14 protein-coding genes are annotated in these 18,084 nt (G+C 67.8%); 9 read left to right on the forward strand and 5 right to left on the reverse strand.

The genetic code is table 11. The features are described 5' to 3' along the window. The first annotated feature begins 167 nt into the window (after positions 1-167). The 4 genes from ACIBX3_RS11545 (at position 168) to ACIBX3_RS11560 (ending at position 4,538) form a co-directional block, all read left to right on the forward strand. Positions 168-1,349: an aldose epimerase family protein gene (locus tag ACIBX3_RS11545; protein ID WP_397115719.1), complete on the forward strand. Its 1,182-nt coding sequence runs from the start codon at positions 168-170 to the stop codon at positions 1,347-1,349. Between the two features lie 53 nt (positions 1,350-1,402). Further along, the gene (locus tag ACIBX3_RS11550) at positions 1,403-2,563 is read left to right on the forward strand and encodes a sugar ABC transporter substrate-binding protein (protein ID WP_397115721.1); all 1,161 of its coding nucleotides are present in this window, start codon (positions 1,403-1,405) and stop codon (positions 2,561-2,563) included. Positions 2,564-2,658: 95 nt separating this feature from the next. Beyond that, positions 2,659-3,729, forward strand: a complete 1,071-nt coding sequence (locus ACIBX3_RS11555) for an ABC transporter permease (RefSeq protein WP_397115723.1) — start codon at positions 2,659-2,661, stop codon at positions 3,727-3,729. Then, positions 3,726-4,538, forward strand: a complete 813-nt coding sequence (locus ACIBX3_RS11560) for an ATP-binding cassette domain-containing protein (RefSeq protein WP_397115725.1) — start codon at positions 3,726-3,728, stop codon at positions 4,536-4,538. Before ACIBX3_RS11555 ends, ACIBX3_RS11560 begins: the two co-directional genes overlap by 4 nt. Positions 4,539-4,981: 443 nt before the next feature. On the opposite strand, the gene ACIBX3_RS11565 is transcribed toward ACIBX3_RS11560, so the two are convergent. Then, the gene (locus ACIBX3_RS11565) at positions 4,982-5,785 is read right to left on the reverse strand and encodes a maleylpyruvate isomerase family mycothiol-dependent enzyme (protein ID WP_397115727.1); all 804 of its coding nucleotides are present in this window, start codon (positions 5,783-5,785) and stop codon (positions 4,982-4,984) included. Next, entirely contained in the window at positions 5,782-6,396 is a 615-nt protein-coding gene (locus ACIBX3_RS11570; RefSeq protein ID WP_397115729.1) for a TetR/AcrR family transcriptional regulator, read from the reverse strand. Before ACIBX3_RS11570 ends, ACIBX3_RS11565 begins: the two co-directional genes overlap by 4 nt. A gap of 73 nt (positions 6,397-6,469) precedes the next feature. Between ACIBX3_RS11570 and ACIBX3_RS11575 the strand changes: the two genes are divergently transcribed. Then, positions 6,470-7,258, forward strand: coding sequence for an SDR family NAD(P)-dependent oxidoreductase (locus ACIBX3_RS11575; protein ID WP_397115731.1), 789 nt, complete (start codon positions 6,470-6,472; stop codon positions 7,256-7,258). 48 nt (positions 7,259-7,306) lie between these two features. Next, positions 7,307-8,734: a coniferyl aldehyde dehydrogenase gene (locus tag ACIBX3_RS11580; protein WP_397115733.1), complete on the forward strand. Its 1,428-nt coding sequence runs from the start codon at positions 7,307-7,309 to the stop codon at positions 8,732-8,734. A gap of 241 nt (positions 8,735-8,975) precedes the next feature. Here ACIBX3_RS11580 and ACIBX3_RS11585 read toward each other — a convergent pair whose 3' ends face one another. Then, positions 8,976-11,783: a BTAD domain-containing putative transcriptional regulator gene (locus ACIBX3_RS11585; protein ID WP_397115735.1), complete on the reverse strand. Its 2,808-nt coding sequence runs from the start codon at positions 11,781-11,783 to the stop codon at positions 8,976-8,978. A 257-nt stretch (positions 11,784-12,040) separates the two neighbouring features. On the opposite strand from ACIBX3_RS11585, the gene ACIBX3_RS11590 reads away from it, so the two are divergent. The 3 genes from ACIBX3_RS11590 to ACIBX3_RS11600 all read left to right on the forward strand — a co-directional run bounded on the left by ACIBX3_RS11590 (position 12,041) and on the right by ACIBX3_RS11600 (position 16,203). Then, positions 12,041-13,648 (forward strand): phospholipase A2, encoded by a 1,608-nt coding sequence (locus ACIBX3_RS11590; protein WP_397115737.1) that lies wholly within the window; start codon positions 12,041-12,043, stop codon positions 13,646-13,648. Positions 13,649-13,710: 62 nt separating this feature from the next. Then, positions 13,711-14,031, forward strand: coding sequence for an SCO4225 family membrane protein (locus ACIBX3_RS11595; RefSeq protein ID WP_397115739.1), 321 nt, complete (start codon positions 13,711-13,713; stop codon positions 14,029-14,031). A 36-nt stretch (positions 14,032-14,067) separates the two neighbouring features. Next, positions 14,068-16,203, forward strand: coding sequence for a S8 family serine peptidase (locus ACIBX3_RS11600; protein WP_397115741.1), 2,136 nt, complete (start codon positions 14,068-14,070; stop codon positions 16,201-16,203). Between the two features lie 213 nt (positions 16,204-16,416). On the opposite strand, the gene ACIBX3_RS11605 is transcribed toward ACIBX3_RS11600, so the two are convergent. After that, entirely contained in the window at positions 16,417-16,713 is a 297-nt protein-coding gene (locus tag ACIBX3_RS11605; protein WP_397115743.1) for a hypothetical protein, read from the reverse strand. Positions 16,714-16,973: 260 nt separating this feature from the next. Further along, positions 16,974-18,029: a LacI family DNA-binding transcriptional regulator gene (locus ACIBX3_RS11610; RefSeq protein ID WP_397115745.1), complete on the reverse strand. Its 1,056-nt coding sequence runs from the start codon at positions 18,027-18,029 to the stop codon at positions 16,974-16,976. Positions 18,030-18,084 lie beyond the last annotated feature (55 nt).

Below are 18,084 nucleotides of genomic sequence, written 5' to 3' on the forward strand. Positions count from 1 at the left end.
CGGACCCGATCGCCAGGTGACATATGGCCCACAGCAACCTGAGGCGCCTGGGCACCACGGACATGGACATCTCTCCGCTCGGGCGCGGGCCCTGGGCGCCAGGGGTGCCGCCGGTCCGTGACCTGCCGACGATGACGTGGATCGGCGCATCTGAAGGGAGATCGTCCATGCCCCCCAGCACCCGCATCCGCAACACACTCGCCACGGCCGTCAGGGTCGTCCTCGTGGCCGTAACCGCCCTGGCGCTGAGCCTGACGACCGTGCCGCCGGCGCAGGCCGCGGGCGGCGGGCCGAGCATCAGCAAGAAGCACTTCGGGACCCTGTCCAACGGCAAGAAGATCGACGTCTACACGCTGCGGAACTCCGGCGGGATGCGGGTGAAGATCCTCACCTACGGCGGCATCCTGCAGTCGATCGAGGTTCCCGGCAGCGGGGGCGAGTTCGCCAACGTGACGCTCGGGTTCGACAACCTGTCCGACTACGTCAAGAAGAGTCCGTACTTCGGCTGCATCACCGGCCGATACGCCAACCGCGTCGCCAAGGGGCGGTTCACCCTGGACGGCAAGAGGTACCGGCTGGCTGCCAATGACGGCCCCAACCACCTGCACGGCGGCGTCAAGGGCTTCGACAAGCGCATCTGGAAGGCCGAGCCGTTCAAACGGCACGACAGCGTGGGGCTCGTGCTGACCTACACCAGCCCGGACGGCGAGGAGGGCTACCCGGGGACGCTGCGGACCAAGGTCGTCTACACGCTGACCGGCGACAACCGGATCCGGATGGACTACCGCGCCACCACCAGCAGGCCCACGATCGTCAACCTCACCAACCACGCGTACTTCAACCTGCGCGGTGAGGGCAACGGCAGGATCCTCGGCCACGAGTTGCAGATCAACGCCTCCCGCTACACGCCGGTCGACAAGACGCTCATCCCCACCGGAAGGATCGCCCGGCTGGGCGGGACGCCGCTGGACTTCCGCGAGCCCACCGCGATCGGCGAGCGCATCGACAGCAGGAACCAGCAGATGGTGCGGGGCGGCGGGTACGACCACAACTACGTCCTCGACAGCCGCGGGCAGGGCCTCGAGGTGGCGGCCAGGGTCGTCGAGCCGGACAGCGGGCGCGTGCTGGAGGTCATCACCGACCAGCCCGGCCTGCAGTTCTACTCGGGCAACTTCCTGGACGGCACGCTGCGCGGCACCGGCGGCCGCTCTTACCCGAAGCGGTCGGGCTTCGCTCTGGAGTCGCAGCACTTCCCGGACTCGCCCAACCGCAAGAACTTCCCCTCGACCGTGCTGCGGCCCGGCGACGTCTACCGGACCACGACGATCTACGCGTTCTCCACGGTGTGACAGCCGGGTGAGAAGAACACCCCCATCCCCCGCCGATCTCATGAGGCAGGATCATGAAAGACATCCATCCGAAGGTCGAGGAGGCCCTCGACACCCTCAACCTGAACCGCGTCGCGCGTCGTCGGCTCCTGACGGGGGCGGGCCTGGTCAGCGCCTCAGCCGCGGCGACCGCGCTGCTCAGCGCATGCTCCGGCGACTCGGGCGGCAAGCAGCCCGCCGCCTCAGGCGGCACCGCGGCGGCGGCCGGCGCCGGCGACTTCCCGTCCACGCCCAAGTGGAAGTTCGTCTTCGTCTGCCACGTCACCACCAACCCGTTCTTCACCCCCACCCAGTACGGCGCCCAGGACGCGTGCGCGCTGCTCGGTACCGACTTCCAGTGGACCGGGTCCAAGGACTCGATCGTGGCCGAGATGGTCAACGCGACCAACACCGCCATCTCGGCCAAGGCCGATGGGCTGGCGGTGGCGGTGGTGGACAAGGCGGCCTTCGAGGAGCCCGTCAACCGCGCCCTGGACGCCGGCATTCCGGTCGTGTCCTACAACGCCGACGGGGCCCGTGAGGACAAGGGGACCAGCCGGCTGTCGTACATCGGACAGGGGCTTTATGAGTCCGGGTACGCCCTCGGCCGGCGGGCGCTGCAGCAGGTGGACTCCGGCGACGTGGTGGGGTTCATCGCCACCCCGGGCGCGCTGAACATCCAGCCCAGAATCGACGGCGCCGCGCAGGCGATCAAGGACTCGGGCAAGGCGATCACGTTCGAGTCGGTCGGGACGAACGCCGACGTCACCAGGGGACTGTCGATCATCGACGCGTACGCTCAGGGGCACCCCGACCTGGCCGGGATGCTCGCTGTCGACGCCGGGTCGACGCAGTCGATCGGGCAGGTCGTCAAGAAGTACAACATGCGCTCGAAAGGGCTCAAGGTGGCCGGCGGCTTCGACCTGGTGCCCGAGACGCTGACGGCCATCAAGAACGGCGATCTCGACTACACCATCGACCAGCAGCCGTATCTGCAGGGATTCCTGCCGGTGCTCTACCTCTACCTGTACAAGTTGTCGGGCGGGCTGCTGTTCCCGTCGGAGACCAACACCGGTCTGCTCTTCGTGACCAAGGACAACGTGGGGCCGTACCAGACCACCAAGACCCGCTTCGAAGGCTCCGACACCGCCCAGAAGCTGATCGAACGGTCCGGGGCCATCGCCCGCGCCTCCTAGAAAACGTTGATCGGAATCAGCGACGTACGGCTTGCGGGCGTGGCGCAAGCCGTACCCCATGCAGCCGATGAGGAGCAGTCGATGAGGAGGGTGACGTGCCCGACATCAGCGATGACATCCGCGAGTCGCCGGCGCCCGCGGACGTGACCGGACGGCCCGTGCCGAACGGGGCGCGGCGCGGCGCGACCTGGATCCTGCGGCGGATCAGGGACGAGTTCCTGCGGCGGCGCGAGGCGAGCGTGCTGGTCGTGGCGCTGGCGCTGGGGGCCTACTTCGCCTCGGCCTCCGGGGCGTTCCTGACGTCCGACAACATGGTCAACATCACCCAGGCGGCCGCCCCGGGCGCCATCGTCGCCTGCGGCATCGTGCTGCTGCTGGTCAGCGGCGAGATCGATCTGTCGGTCGGGGTGGTGGCGGCGCTGGCGCCGTTCATGATGCACTACGCGATCGACTTCTGGGGCTTGCCGGGCGTCCCGGCGATCCTGCTCGCCCTGCTGACCGGCACGGTCATCGGGCTGGGCAACGGGCTGGTCACGGTCGTGTTGAAGGTGCCCTCGTTCATCACCACGCTGGGCACCTTCTACCTGGTGACCGGGATCGTGCTGACCACGTCCGGCGCCTATCCGGCCGAGATCCCCGCGTCGGTGGACAACCAGATCGGGCAGTGGCTGGGGGCGGCCGGCTGGGCGCATCTGGTGTGGGCTCTGGTGATCGTGGCGTTCTTCCACGTGCTGTTCACGCGTACGCGGTGGGGGCTGCACACGATCGCCGTGGGCGGGAACCTGCTGGGGGCGCGGGAGGCGGGCGTCCGGGCAGGACGCATCAAGATCGGAAATTTCATGATTGCGGGCACCTTGGGAGCTTTCGCCGGGATATTGGAGGCGTTCCGGGTTCACACCATCGACCCCAACCTCGGCGGCGGCACCGGCCTGATGTTCACCGCGGTCTCCGCGGCGGTCATCGGCGGCACGGCCCTCGCCGGCGGCTCCGGCACGATCATCGGCGGCGCCCTGGGCGCCCTGGTGCTGGCCGAGCTTCAGAACGGCTTCAACCTGATCGGCATCTCCGCCAACCCGTACTTCTTGATCCTCGGAGGCTCGATCCTCCTGGCGATGATCGCCAACGTGTACCTGAGCCGGCTGAGAAGGGCGGGCAAGACGACATGAGCTCTGCCGACGCCGGCACCCCCGCTGACGTGCTGCGTGTGGAGCACATCTCCAAACGCTTCGGCACGGTGACCGCGCTCCGCGACGTCAACATCCGCCTCGCCAAAGGCGAGGTCCTCGGCCTGATCGGCGACAACGGCGCCGGCAAGTCCACCCTCATGAAGATCATCTGCGGCTTCCACCAGCCCGACACCGGCCGCATCCTGCTCGACGGCGAAGAGGTGTCCTTCAAATCCGTCGACCACGCCCGCTCGCTCGGCATCGACACCGTCTACCAGGACCTGGCGTTGATCAACGAGCTGAGCGTCTACCACAACATGTTTCTCAACCGCGAGCCGGTGGTCTTCGGCTGCCTGCTGAACAACCGCAAAATGCGCAGGCTGGCCCGAGAACACCTCACCGACATGGGCGTCACCATCCCGTCGGTGGATGTGGAAGTGGCCAAACTGTCGGGCGGCCAACGCCAGGCCATCGCCGTGGCCCGCTCCGTCTACTCCCGCTCCACAATCCTCCTGCTGGACGAGCCGCTGGCCGCCATGGGCGCGAAAGAGGGTGTACAGATCCTCGACCTGGTCCGCGATCTCAAATCCCGCGGCGAGGTCTCCATCATCATCATCGCCCACAACTACGCCCAGGTCCTGGAGGTCTGCGACCGGGTCAACCTCCTCCAGCACGGAAGCATCACCTTCGACAAACCCACCGCCCAGACCTCCCTGAAGGAGCTCACCAATCTGGTCGTGGAGGAATACCGCAACGCTCGCACCGGGGTTCGGCCCGCCCGGGCCACTCCGCTCACGGACGCCCCTTGACGGGGGAGCGGCGCGGATTATCTGGGGTTGTCAGCGAACTGGCTGGTCAGCCGCTTGGAGGTCTGTCAGCCACGTCAGGCAGATAGACCGCAGCATGCCGAGCATGGTGGGGTCCGGCGCGAAGGTATTCGAGCGTGTGGAGAGGCGATCGATCAGCGATGGGCCGTTGCGATGAGGCGTCGCCATGCCGCATGGGCGGGTGGGCACAGGTCAGCGCCCAGGTCCAGACGTCTGCGGGCCGCAGATCCGGCCTCAGCCGGAGATACCGCGCGCCGTGACGAAACCGCCCGTGCTCCCAAGCGGTGTCAACGTCCAGCTCGACCACCACGTCTGGAGCGGCCGGAGTGTGCTCGAAGCCGAGGCGCCCCGGCCAGAACTCGCCGCCACCGGAAGGAGCGAACAAGCGGTCCGGGGCTGCCTGAGGCGGGCTTCCCGTGCCCCGATCAGATGACGTTGACGGCGTCGAGGAAGCGGGTGGCGAGCTCGAAGTCGCCGGTGACCGTCACGTCGCTGTCGCGCCAGGACGACCGCTGCGTGCCCCAGTCGGGGAAGGTCAGCGCGGGGGCGGTGACGTGCGCGGCGACCGCGCCGTTGGATGGAGCCAGGCCGCCTGCCTCGTCCATCCACCAGGTCCCGCCGCCGGGGCCGGTGAGAGTCAGTGCGACGCGGGCGTCGAGCCCGGCGACTGGCGCCTGCGCGACCTGATTGCTCAGTACGGCGATCATCCACGTCAGGACCGCGCGCATCCTGTCGGCATCGGTGGGCGGCACGGGCCGGCCGAGCGTTGGGGCCATGTCGTGGCGCAGGTGCGTGTGATGGTCGAAGACAAGTGCGCCGCCGATCATCAGCCCCATGGGGTGGCGACCGAGTTCGGCCAGCGGTAGCCGCGCTCGGGTGGCGGGCGTGCGTCTCACGACGTCGAGGAGCGTGGTGGCTCGCCGGCTGGCGCGTTGGTACTCGGCCATCACATCGGCACGGCTCCAGTCTCGCCGTCGGTCGACGGGGTCTTCGTTCACCTGTTCGAGGCTGGCGGCGAAGATCGTGCGCAGCCCGGCGGGTGTGTAGAAGCTCCGCGCCGTCGCACCGATGTGGGCGACGACGTCGGCGATGCGCCATCCAGTTGCGGCGCTGGGCGCGGTCCATTCGTCGTCGGTGAGGCTGCTGGCGAAGTTCAGCATCTCGGCGCGTTCGGCGCGGAGGGCGGCGACCATGTTCGGCAGGTCCGCCGCGGGCAGACGATCGGTCACGTCATCTTCTTCTCTGGTTGTGAGGCGGGACGGCGGATCGCCTGCACGGCCGCGTCGTAGAGGTCGAACTGGTCGACCCGTCCGCCCAGGCGCATCCACTCTTCTGTTGCCGCCTGAAGGCAGGTGATCGCCGCGGCCGCGATCGCGCGCGCCTGCAGGGTGCGGCGGTCGGAGTCGGGCAGTCGCGGCTCGATCAGCGGCGCGAACAGGTCTTGCCAGCGAGCCTGCTTCTCGGCGTGGCCGGCGCGCAGGGATTCATTGCCGAACAGCAGCGTGATCATCTCGAGCCGGCGCTCGGCCGTGAGGTCGATCTCCTCGAGCACCTGGAACGCCGCACGCAGCGACGTCCACGGGTCCTCGTCGGCCGGGCGCTCGGCGAGCCGCGCGGCGATCAACTCCCCCTGCTCGGACAGGCCGTTGAGCGCGAGGTCTTCCTTGTTGCGGAAGTAGTTGAACAGGGTCCGTTTGGAGACACCCGCCGCGGCGGCGATCTCCTCGAGTGTCGTGTCGGCGTACCCCTTGGCGGCGAACAGTTCGAGGGCGGTTCGGGCGAGTAGCGCGCGAACCATCGAGCGGGTCTGTTCCCGAAGAGGTGTCGGTTTCTGGGCCATGCACCGATGGTACATCTATTCATGCAACGCAAGCATTTGCACTCAGTGCAAGAGCGTGCGTAGAGTGCACGCCATGAGCAAAATTGACTATCGCCGCCAGACCGTCATCGTCACTGGAGCGAGCTCCGGGCTCGGCGCGGAATTCGCGCGCCAGTTGGCCCGTCGCGGCTCGGATCTCGTACTTGTCGCCCGCCGGGCGGACCGGCTCAAGAACCTGGCCGACGAGCTCACCCGCGCCCACGGCGTAACGGTGACCGCCGTCGCCCGCGACCTCGGCCTGCCCGACGCCGGCCGCACGCTGCGTGCCGAACTCGAATCCCGCGGCATCTACGCCACCGGACTCGTCAACAACGCCGGCTTCGGCACTCACGACGCCCTCACCGATGAGGACCCGGACCGCCTGCAGAGCATGATCGCGCTGAACGTCAGCGCGCTGGTCGACCTCAGCCGCGCCTACATCGGCCCGCTGGCCTCCGGCGACACCGGCGTCCTGATCAACGTCGCGAGCCTGCTGGGCTTCCAGCCGACCCCGTACATGAGTGTCTACGGCGCCACCAAGGCCTTCGTCCTCAGCTTCACCGAGTCACTGTGGGAAGAGAACCACGACACCGGTCTACGCGTCCTCGCCGTGTGCCCCGGCGCCATGCAGACCGAGTTCTTCGACGCCGCCGGCAGCCAGACGGCCGACTACGGCGCCAAGCGAGCCACCCCCGCCGACGTCGTCAAGACGGCCCTCGACACGCTCGACCGCCGCTCCGCGCCCCCGTCGGTGATCACCAACGGCCGCCCGCTCGCCCTCGCCGGCAAGTTCCTGCCGCGCCGCCTGATCGTCCGGTTCATGGGCCGGATGGCCCGCCGTTAGCGGGCGCTGCTCCTCCGTCGCCTCCACCAGCAGCAAAGGAACAACATCATGACCATCACAGAAGTCACCCCACAGCCCACGGACGCGGAGCGCTTCGGTCACATCCTCGCCGTTCAGCGCGCCGCCCATCTCCGCGACGGAGCGCCCTCACTGGCGGCGCGGCGCAGCGATCTGAGCAGGTTCAAGGCGGCACTGATCGCCCGGCGGAGCGCCATCGAGGAGGCGATCAACACCGACTTCGGAAATCGCTCGCGACACGAGACCGCGATGATGGAGGTCGGGGGCGTCGTTCAGGGCATCGACTACCTGGAGCGCAATCTCCGTCGATTCATGCGCCCGACCGGCCGCCACACCGCCTGGCACATGCGTTTCGGCACCAACCGCATCGAATACCAGCCGCTCGGAGTGGTCGGGGTCATCTCACCGTGGAACTATCCCGTCAACCTGTCGCTGATGCCGGTCGTCACCGCGATCGCCGCCGGCAACCGAGTCATGCTCAAACCGTCGAAGTTCACCCCGGCGACGAACACCGTGCTCGCGTCGATGCTGAGCGAGGTCTTCCCACAAGAGCAGGTCACGATCGTCAGCGGCGAGGGTTCCGCGTTCTCCTCCTTGCCCTTCGATCATCTCGTCTTCACCGGAAGCACCGAAGTCGGACGAGCCGTGATGAAGGCGGCGAGAGAGAACCTCGTCCCCGTCACGCTGGAACTGGGCGGCAAGTCTCCGACCATCGTCGCCAAGGGATACGTACGGGACCGGACCGTGTCCGACATCGTCTTCGGCAAACTCCTCAGCGGCGGGCAGACCTGCATCGCCCCCGACTACGCCCTGGTGCACGAATCCGAGATCGACACCTTCATCGACAGCTACGACAGACTGGTGAAGGCCGCCTACCCCGACGGTCCGACCAGCAAGGACTACACCTCGATCATCAACGACAAGCAGTACGCGATCCTCACCGACCTGATCGACGACGCCCGTAACCGCGGAGCACGGATCATCGAGGTCGGCCACCGGCCGGGCGAGGCCGTCCACCGCCCGCACACCCTCGCACCGACCGTCGTGCTCGGCGTCACCGACGAGATGCGGATCGCCCACGAGGAGATCTTCGGCCCCATCCTCCCGATCTTCCCCTACCGCGACATCGACGATGTCATCGACTACGTCAACGCACGACCACGACCGCTCGCGCTCTACTACTTCGGCAAAGACGACACGGACCGGCGCAAGGTGCTCGACCGCACGACCTCCGGCAACGTCACCATCAGCGGCACCATCATGCACGTCGGGCAGGACGACCTTCCGTTCGGCGGCGTCGGCGCGAGCGGGATGGGCCAATACCACGGGATCGAGGGCTTCCGGACGCTCAGCCACCCCAAGGGCATCTTCGTGCAAGGCCGCTGGAACGCCGCCCGCCTCCTGTATGCCCCCTTCGGGAAGCGTACCGACGCTCTTCTCAACTTCTTCCTTCGATAACCGGCGGCTTCCGCCGCCAAAGCCCGACCCGCATTCCGACGGGACGGGTGTGTCGACGACCGTTGTCGTGGGCCCTCGGGAGGCAATGGAGCGATCAATGGCGCCAGAGTGTGCAGGAAGCTGCACACTGTCCAGGTGTTTCGGCCGAAACACCTGAACTGATGTTCGAGCCGAACGCCGTCGCCGGGGGCGACCGTCTGGTCACCAGGTAGGCCGGCAGCCAAGGGCCCCGCTCGCCTGGTCACAAGGGCAAACCAGCCGATCGGGTGATGTGCTCATGAACGACGGAACCCCAGTCCGACAGTCCCGCGAGCCTCGCCGTGACCCGCTGGGCGTCGGGATGTTCGAGTTCTTCGAAGATCTGTAACGCGTCGCCCCAGATCAGCCGGGCGACCTCATCCTCACCCAGCTTCTGGTGGCTGTCACCTAATCGGGTGAGCGTTCCCGCCACACTGCACCGGTCACCCGCGTGGCGGAACAACTCGAGGCTCTGCTGGTAACAGTCGATGGCCTGCTCGTACTGCTGAAGATGATGATGGATATGCCCCAGGCTGTCCCATGTCGCTGCTCGCCCGTGCAGGTCGCCCGTCGTGGACTGCAGGTCGAGGGCCCGCCGGCAGTAGGCGAGGGCCTTGGGATGCTCCCCGAGCAGCGTGTAGTGCCAGCCGACCGCGTTGAGCGCCCTCGCCTGCCCGGCCTGGTGATTGGTCCGCCGGTAGAGATCAAGCGCCTGTTCGGCGTGGCTGAGCGCCTCCCGGTAACGCCCCTGCCGTTCGAGCACTCCCGACATGTTCCCGTGCGTGTGCGCGCTGCCGGTGAGGTCGCCCAAGTCACCGTACAGCTGGAGCGCGGACTGGAAATGTCCAAGGGCGTCGTCGTAGCGGCTCAGCTTGGTGAGAGCCCACCCGAGGTTCCGGTAGGCGTGTGCCTGTCCCATCTTGTCGCCGGTACGGCGGGCGGCTTCCAGACCCAGCTCCTGAAGTTCAGTCTGTTCACGCCATCGCCCCTGACGGTCCAGAAAATCATTCAAAATCCATGCGAGTTGCCACAAATGGGTGTCGAACCCCGTTTGGGCGGCAAGGGAGGCGGCCGCCATCAGGACCGGATGCTCGGTCTTGAACCATTCCAACGCCTGCCCGTGATCGGCCGGCGCCGATACGACGACCCCGGCCTGGGGTGGCGCCAGGAGCGGAGGACTCTGATGGACGTTGAGCAGCCGAGCCGAGTGGTGGGCGGAGTGCACATAGTGGTCGAGCAGCCGATGGAGGGCGGCCTGCCGTTCGGACTCGACCTCATGGGCGCTCGCGAGCTCGGCGGCGTAGGCCCGGAGCAGGTCGTGGAAGACGTAACGGCCGTGAGCGTGCTGAGTGAGCAGGTGCGTGCGCGTCAGCTCGGATAACAGGGGACGTGCCTGGGCGAGGGACATGCCGGCCAGGCTGGCCGCGGCCGGGGCGGTGATCCCGGGGCCGGGGTGGGAACCGATCAGGCGGAACAGCCGGGCGGTGTCGGGGGTGAGCGCGTGATAGGACCAGGAGAACACCGTGCGAATTTGCGTCATCGGTTCGCCGCCGTCGAAAACGTCCAGGTAGGCGTCGTCCAGTTCGGAGACCAGAGCGGACAGGGAGACGTCGGGGTTGCTCGCCGCCCTGGACGCCACGATGGCGATGGCCAGGGGGAGGCGTTCGCAGCGCCTGATGATCTCCTCCGCTGCGTCCGCCTCGTCGACCACCCGGTTCGCGCCCAGACGCTTGGCCATCAGCTTGCGGGCGTCCGGGACGGGCAGCAGCTTGAGGAACAGCGGGTGGGCGCCTTCCTTCGCCACGAGGCCGGGGAGCTGGCTGCGACTGGTCACCAGGACCAGACAGCCCGGTGAACCCGGCAAGAGTGGACGAACCTGCCCGGAGTCACGGGCGTTGTCGAGCACGATCAGGACCCGGTGCCCGGCGAGCAGGCTCCGATAGAGGCCGGTCTGGGCGTCGAGGCGGGCCGGCACCCGCTCGGGCGACACGCCCAGCGCCTCCAGGAGGCTTCGCATCGCCTCGGCGGGACTCATCGGCGATCCGGTCGGGTCGAAGCCCCGGAGATTGACATACAGCTGGCCGTCCGGGAAACGATTACAGACACGGTGTGCCCAATGTACGGCCAAGGCCGTCTTGCCCACGCCGGCCGCTCCCGACAACACGGTGACGACCACGGCGGTGGGCTGCTCGGCGGCGGCGGCCTGGATGGCGTCGAGCCGCTCCAACTCGGCGGCGCGTCCGACGAATCCGTAGACGTCCAGAGGCAACAGGGCAGGGAACACGGGCGCGGGCTCTGACGAAGCGTTCAGAACCTGCCGGTGAACGTCGCGGAGGTATTCGCCCGGTTCGATGCCCAGCTCCTCTATCAGCACGCGCCGGACTTCCTGATAGACCTTCAGGGCCTCGGCGCGCTGGCCTGACGCGTTCAGCGCCAGCATGAGCTGACCGTGGAACCGTTCTCGCAAGGGGTGGCTGGCGACAAGGAAGCGCAGTTCGCCGACGAGAGAGGCATGCCGGCCCAGCGCGAGTTCGGCGTCGGCGCATTCCTCCCTCATCTGGCACCAGGCGTCCTCCCACACGCGGACGTAGTGCGCTCGCAGCACTTCGGAATCGATGCCGGTCAGCGGTTCGCCTCGCCACAGGGCGAGCGCGTCCCGGAGCAACGCCGACTGTCCTTGCTGGTCCAGGTTCGCGGCCGCCTGGGCGGCTCGCGCGCGCAAGCGCTGAACCTGCGCCGTGTCCACGTCGCACTTGTCCACGTTCAGCAGGTAACCCCCTGGCTGGGTGATGAGGACCTGCGGCGTCGCGAGGAGCTTGCGCAGGCGCATGACGTGGCTGTGCACGGTTTCCCGTGCCGTCAGGGGCGGCTCTCCGTCCCATAGGCAATCCACGAGGTGCTCGACGGGGACGACCTCGCCGAGGCGGAACGCGAGCGCTGCGAGGACGATGCGCTGTTTGGCGGAGGTGACCGGTATCAGCATGTCCCGGTCGCCGCGGATCTCCAGTGGGCCAAGCAGTTTGATTTCCACCTACTGCTCACCTCCGGTGCCATCGGGTTGCCAGCCAGACGCCATAAGCGCATGGCACAATGCCGAACTTTTGTGATCAATCACACAATGATCAGCCAAACCGGGCGAGTCAATCCGTGTCGGGAAGTCCCTTTCATTCGGTGCCACCCAGCTGCCATCCGCCTGCCAGGCAGGGCCGCCACGATCACGGAAGAACACCGAGAAGTACCTGTTAGGAGATGCGCTTGCGCCGGTTACCGTTAGCCACCGCTGTCGCGATGGCATTGCTCCCCTTGCTGGCCGCGCCGGCATCCGCCAATACCGTCGAAGACGCGCCGACGGTCCCGGTCCAGGAGATCGGCCCTGGCCTCTACTTCCCCGAATCCAAAGCCTACGAACTGCACGAAATGGACGTGGCGGCGGGCGCGATCGGCCGGCGTCACGACGTGACCGTCGTGGACGGCGGCCTGGCCAAGCCGGAATCCGCCCCCGCGTCACGCCCCGAACTGGGCGTCTTCGGCCCCGGCTGGCAGGCGGACTTCCTCGGCGGCACGATCGCCCGGAAGCTGGAGGTCCAGAACGGCGCCATCGTCGTCACCGAGCTGGACGGCGGGACATCCAGCCGCTACGCGCTGACCAGCAGCGTCTCCTTTCCCTCGGGCGGCGGGGTGCAGAAGTACGAGGCCTCCGACGGCTCCAAGATCACGGAGACCACCAAGTGGGACACGACTGCCGGAGAGCTGCGCACCACGATCGTGGAGACCCTCGCGACGAGCCTGGACACGGACGAGGGCGACGACACCTTCGCCGACGACAATGGCGCGCCGCTCAGCGCGGCCGCGGTGAGCCTCACCTACACCTGGACCAAGCTGGGCACGCTCCAGGGCGACAACTGGCGTGTCGCCGGCCTCGGGACCAGCGCGTTCGGCACGACCACGCTGACCTACGACCCCTACGCGCGCATCAGCACCATCAAGGAGCCTGCCGCCGGTGACAAGCCCGAAGAGACGGTGACGTTCCACTACGCGACCACCACGACGGCCACCTCCGGCTCCTTCGGCGACTACGCCGGCCAGATCAAGGCGATCACGCTCGTCTCCGGCTCCGAGGCGCCGAAGACCGTGGCCAGCTTCGACTACGACCTGTCAGGCTGGCTGCGTTCGACGAGCGACCCCAGCAGCGGCACTCCCGACGAGACCTACGCCTACGACCCGTACGGCCGCCTGGCCGAGATCGACTCCCTCCAGCTGGGCGCCTGGGACATGTCCTTCCCGGCGAACAGCGCCGCCCCAGTCGTGACCAACACCGAGCCCGACCGCCCGTCCGCCGGCGACGAGCTGGCGGGGCCGACAGGGGCGGTATACGACCCCAACGTCACCGGACCGGACCCCGCCGACTTCACCAACCCCGACATCGACGGGATTCTCAACTCCCCCAGTCGCTGCGCCACCGTCGAGAACTGGCTGTGGTACACGAAGAAGGGCTGTTCGTCCTGGGCCGCGCACTACGGCTGGCGCAATCCGCAATTCAAGAACACCCCCACCGGATTCCAAGTTGTCGGCATCACCTACGACCACTGCACGGGATCGCCGGACAAGCCCCGGTACCTGTTCTGGAAGTTCGACTTCCGGGTGGCCTGTGACATGCACGACTACGGCTACGGCCTGATCGGGAACACCTACAAGGGCTACAGGTGGTACCTCGACCGGAACAAGAAGTCCAAGGTGGACAACCTGTTCTTCACCACGCTCGCCAAGAAGACCTGCCCCAAGTACTCGAAGGCCGCGCGCGTCGGCTGCCTTCAGCTGGCCGCCGTCTACCGGGTCGGCGTGCTGGCCGGTAAGCCCAAGAAGGGTGCGGACGCGACTCGGGGTTCGCGCCCCTAGAAGCAGGCCACCCATGACCGGACGGCGGGCGACCGCCGTCCGGTCCCTTCACGGAGGTCCGGATGAGCTGGATCGGCACGAGGATCCGCAGACACAGGAACGGCAGGGGAGCGGCGCCGGCCGCCGGTTCCTATCTCGCCGTCGTGGTGGTCACGGCGGGAGTCGCGGAGTACGTCTCCGTGACGTCCGGCGCTCCCATCGGGCCGGCCGTGGTGCTGATGGTCATCACCTTGCCCACCTCGCTGCTGGTCCTCCTTCCGCGGCTTTTCGGCATCGGGGAGAACGTCCTGGAAGGCGATGTCCTTCTCATCGCGCTGGTGGGATGCGGCGTCTTCCAGGCCTGGCTGTTGTGGCTGCTGCTCCGCGGCCCACGGATCCGATAACGCCACAGGTTCGGATAGATAAGGCGAAACACTGCCATGAAAAGGTCTCTGGCCATCATTCTGGCGTTAACCGTCACGGCGCTCATGGGCGCCCAGGCTGCGTCGGCAACCCCGACGCCACACCCTACCGACATAGCCACAAAAGCCGTAAAGCCCTCAGAGCCCTCCACCATCGATCCCGTACTCCGCAAGAAGACGACCGGCAACCGCAAGGTCCGCGTCAACGTGCTCACCAAGTCCCGGGGCCAGCTTCTGGACGCGGCCGCCGCCGGCACGACCCTGGCGACCTTCTCGCGCCTTCCCGTGGTCACCATGCGGGTCGACGCGGCCGGCCTGGACCGCCTGGCTTCGCAGGCCGGTGTGGTGAGCGTCACCGAGGACGTCCCCGTCCCGCCGGTCCTCGCCCAGAGCATCCCCCTGATCGGCGCCGACAAGACCAGGACCGCGGGCCTGACCGGCACCGGCAGCGCGGTAGCCGTCCTGGACACCGGGGTGGCGCGCACCCACCCGTTCCTCGCCGGCCGGGTGGTCGCCGAGGCCTGCTTCTCTCCCGTCGACGAGGACTACGGCGCCTCCAGCCTCTGCCCCGACGGTGAGGAAGAGCAGGAGGGGGCCGGAGCGGCCGACTCCGATCAGGGGCCGTGCGCGGCCGCCAACCTCGACTGCGACCACGGAACCCATGTCGCCGGCATCGCCGTCGGCAACGGCGCGAACGTCAGCGGAGCCCCGCCGGCCGGCGTGGCCCCCGGCGCCCAGCTGGTCGCGATCCAGGTGTTCAGCAAGTTCGACACCGAGGACTTCTGCGGCGCGGGTGCCGCGCCGTGCGTGCTGAGCTTCACCAGTGCTCAGCTCCTCGCCCTGGAGAAGGTCATGGAGCTCAAGGAGTCCGGCGTCCCGGTGGTGGCCGCCAACCTGAGCCTCGGCGGTGGCCAGTGGAGCGCGGCCTGCGAGGAGGACGTGCGCAAGGAAGTCATCGACATCCTGCTGGAGATGGGCGTGGCCACGGTGATCGCGGCCGGGAACAACGGGTACGGCGCCGCGGTCACCGCCCCCGCCTGCGTCTCCTCGGCCGTCACGGTGGGCAGCACCACCGATGACGACGCCGTCTCCACCTTCAGCAACCGAGGTCCCCTGCTGGACCTGCTGGCTCCCGGTACCGGGATCCTCTCCTCGGTTCCCGCCGCCAAGTGGGGAACGATGAGCGGCACCTCGATGGCCGCTCCGCATGTGGCCGGAGCGCTGGCCGTACTCCGTCAGAAGTTCCCTGGCACCGGCATCGGCGAGCTCGTCTCCCGGATGAGGACCACGGGCAAGCCGATCACCTACACGACCGCCAGCACTCCCAGGCTCCAGCTGGACGCCGCCGCCCTCACCCAGCCGACCCCCACGCCGACCCCGACCCCCACGTCCACCCCGACCTCCACGCCCACCTCCACTCCCACCTCCACGCCGACCCCGACGACCGAGCCGGAGAACGGCCAGTGGTCGAGGTACTTCGCCAACTGGACCGACTACAAGATTCCAGAGCCGGGCCGTGCGGAGTCGCCGATCCAGGTGAGCGGCCTGCTCGGCAACGCGCCCGCGCACGTGCACGTCTACGTCTACATCGAGCACACCTGGGTGGGCGATCTGAAGCTCGACCTGATCAGCCCGGACGGCACGGTCCACGAGTTGCAGGGATCCTCCCCCAGCGACGGCGACGTCATCGACGAGACCTACCGGGTGGACGCCAGTACGGTGGCGACGCCGAACGGGACCTGGAAGCTGCGCGTCGAGGACGCTTATACCGGCGACACCGGAATCATCGACGGCTGGACGATGGACTTCCCCTTCTTCGAGAACTGGGATGACCACGACCTCCCCGACCGCGGCGTCATCGAGGTTCCCATCTCGGTCGTCGGGTGGTTCCCGGGGAACGTCCACGACAAGGTGACGGTCTACGCGGACATCCACCACACCTGGGTGGGTGATCTGAAGATCGATCTGATCAGCCCGAACGGCACGGTGTACCCGCTGCGCGCGACGGACCCCAAGGACAGCGGCGACATCATCCACGAGCTCTATCCCGTGGACGCGAGTTCGTCACCGGCGAACGGGACGTGGAAGCTACGGGTCGAGGACATCACCGCAGGCGACACGGGCTACATGGACGGGTGGTGGCTCAAGTTCTGATTCCCCGCCGTCGCGCGACCGCCGGACGACGCCATGCGGCGTCCGGCGGGACCGTGGCAGGCAGCACGTTTTGAACCGCGAGCCGTCCATTCTTGCCGATCATTCCGCCCCATGGCAGAAACAGCATCATCTGTTCCTGGCGGGAACAACCGAATTCGCGGAGAGAATGCGAAATCGGGCCGGCGTCGATGCCCTGCTCCCGGGGCCCTTGCTTTACGCGAGCCGGCAGGCGATTGCCGCGTGGTCCGAGCGTACTTCGCTGTCTTCCAGGATCTCGATGCAGAAGGCCTCAACGAGCGAGTTGCAGGCGCTGACCCTGGCCGGCGTCGATGCGTAGCCTTGACTGTTGAGATAGTCGAGGCAGTCGTCCGGTGACCGCGGTGCCGCCTGCTGGACCGCTGACGCAGCCGACCCGGCGACTGCCGGCACGGCCTGTGCCGGTAGGGCGGACAGGCTCATCGCGAGCGCGGCGAGGCTTCCGGCAACGGCGATGTTCCGCAGGATGCTCATGGTAGGTGGGGCTCCTTTCGACAGCTCCGACGGGGGAACAGCATTCAGTGAAACCTGCTGCGGTCTCGTATTTCCGGCAGGTTGAGTGCTTTATCGCCGGACTCGGATTTCCCTTACCTGCTGGGATCGGAAGACTCACTTTATTTCGGCGGCAGTCGCAGGACGAGGGCTTTCATCGGACATGCACCGGACAATCAGCGAGGTTCAAAGGCTGAAGGGTGACCGCGGGACCGTCGGCGAAAAGCGGCGCTCGACCGGCGTCACGTACGCGGTGGCGCGGTGGTGCCCCGGACGACGAGGCGGGCGTCGAGGATGAGCTCGCGGGAGGGCAGCCGGTGGTCGTCCAGGCGTTCCACCGCCGAGCGCACCGCGAGCTGGGCCATCTGCTCGGCGTCCTGGCGCACGGTGGTGAGGTTGATGTGGGACAGATGGGCGATGTGGCTGTCGTCGTAGCCGACCACCGAGATGTCTCGCGGGATGCGGACGCCGGCGCGGCTGAGCGTGTGCATGAGGCCCATGGCGCAGCGGTCGTTGCCGGCCAGCACGGCGGTCGGCAGCGGGTCGTCGTGGAAGAGGGTTTCGCCGGCCTTCTCGCCGGATTCCTCGGTGTGGTCTCCGGGAAGGACGCGGATCTCTTCCTCCAGGCCGTGGTCGCGCATGGCGGCGCGGTAGGCGTGGCGGCGTTCGGCGGAGCCGGGGCCGGTGCCTCCGTCGATGTGGACGATGGCGCGATGGCCGAGGCCCACCAGATGATCGACGGCCTGCCGCATTCCCTTGCTCTCGGCGGTGTGGACGGTGTCGACGCCGTTCACGGGCACGCGGCGCCCCACGACCACGGTGGGCGTGTGCGCGCCCAGCTCGGCGAGGTACGCGGTCTCGGCGTTCGGGCCGAGCAGGATCAACGCCTCGCAGCGGTGGCCCAGCAGGGCTTCCACGACCTTCCGCTCGTCCCGCGTGGGGCCGAGCGCGCTCAGCAGGACCTCGTAGCCGAGCCGCTCGGCTTCGGCGTAGATCGCCTCGACGAGGTCGGCGTGGAAGGCGTTGCGGATGTTGATCATCACGCCGAGGACCATGCTGCGATTGCGGGCGAGAAGCCGGGCCGCGTTGTCCGGACGGTAACCGAGCTCGTCGGCGGCGCGGAGCACCCGGTCACGCGTCTCCTTGCTCGCCCCCGGCTCGTTGCGGAACACGAGTGAGACCAGCGCCCGTGACACGCCGACCCGGGCCGCGACATCCGCCATGGTGGGGCGCTTGGCCCGCGCCGAGGCCCTGGCCCCGGCCTTGGCGGACGGCTCGGATCCCGCACCTTGCTCCACCCATCAACCCTTTTCCGATGCGCGCGGCTTGCCGCAGGCTGTTGACATCCGATGT

This window comes from Nonomuraea sp. NPDC049480, from assembly GCF_044465905.1.
In the GTDB taxonomy this organism is placed as follows: Bacteria; Actinomycetota; Actinomycetes; order Streptosporangiales; family Streptosporangiaceae; genus Nonomuraea.

Bases quoted from the DNA above. Each gene is read 5' to 3' on its own strand.
- ACIBX3_RS11545 (WP_397115719.1), top strand. From the start codon at position 168: ATGCCCCCCAGCACCCGCATCCGCAACACACTCGCCACGGCCGTCAGG.
- ACIBX3_RS11550 (WP_397115721.1), top strand. From the start codon at position 1,403: ATGAAAGACATCCATCCGAAGGTCGAGGAGGCCCTCGACACCCTCAAC.
- ACIBX3_RS11560 (WP_397115725.1), top strand. From the start codon at position 3,726: ATGAGCTCTGCCGACGCCGGCACCCCCGCTGACGTGCTGCGTGTGGAG.
- ACIBX3_RS11570 (WP_397115729.1), bottom strand. From the start codon at position 6,396: ATGGCCCAGAAACCGACACCTCTTCGGGAACAGACCCGCTCGATGGTT.
- ACIBX3_RS11575 (WP_397115731.1), top strand. From the start codon at position 6,470: ATGAGCAAAATTGACTATCGCCGCCAGACCGTCATCGTCACTGGAGCG.
- ACIBX3_RS11580 (WP_397115733.1), top strand. From the start codon at position 7,307: ATGACCATCACAGAAGTCACCCCACAGCCCACGGACGCGGAGCGCTTC.
- ACIBX3_RS11590 (WP_397115737.1), top strand. From the start codon at position 12,041: ATGGCATTGCTCCCCTTGCTGGCCGCGCCGGCATCCGCCAATACCGTC.
- ACIBX3_RS11595 (WP_397115739.1), top strand. From the start codon at position 13,711: ATGAGCTGGATCGGCACGAGGATCCGCAGACACAGGAACGGCAGGGGA.
- ACIBX3_RS11600 (WP_397115741.1), top strand. From the start codon at position 14,068: ATGAAAAGGTCTCTGGCCATCATTCTGGCGTTAACCGTCACGGCGCTC.
- ACIBX3_RS11605 (WP_397115743.1), bottom strand. From the start codon at position 16,713: ATGAGCATCCTGCGGAACATCGCCGTTGCCGGAAGCCTCGCCGCGCTC.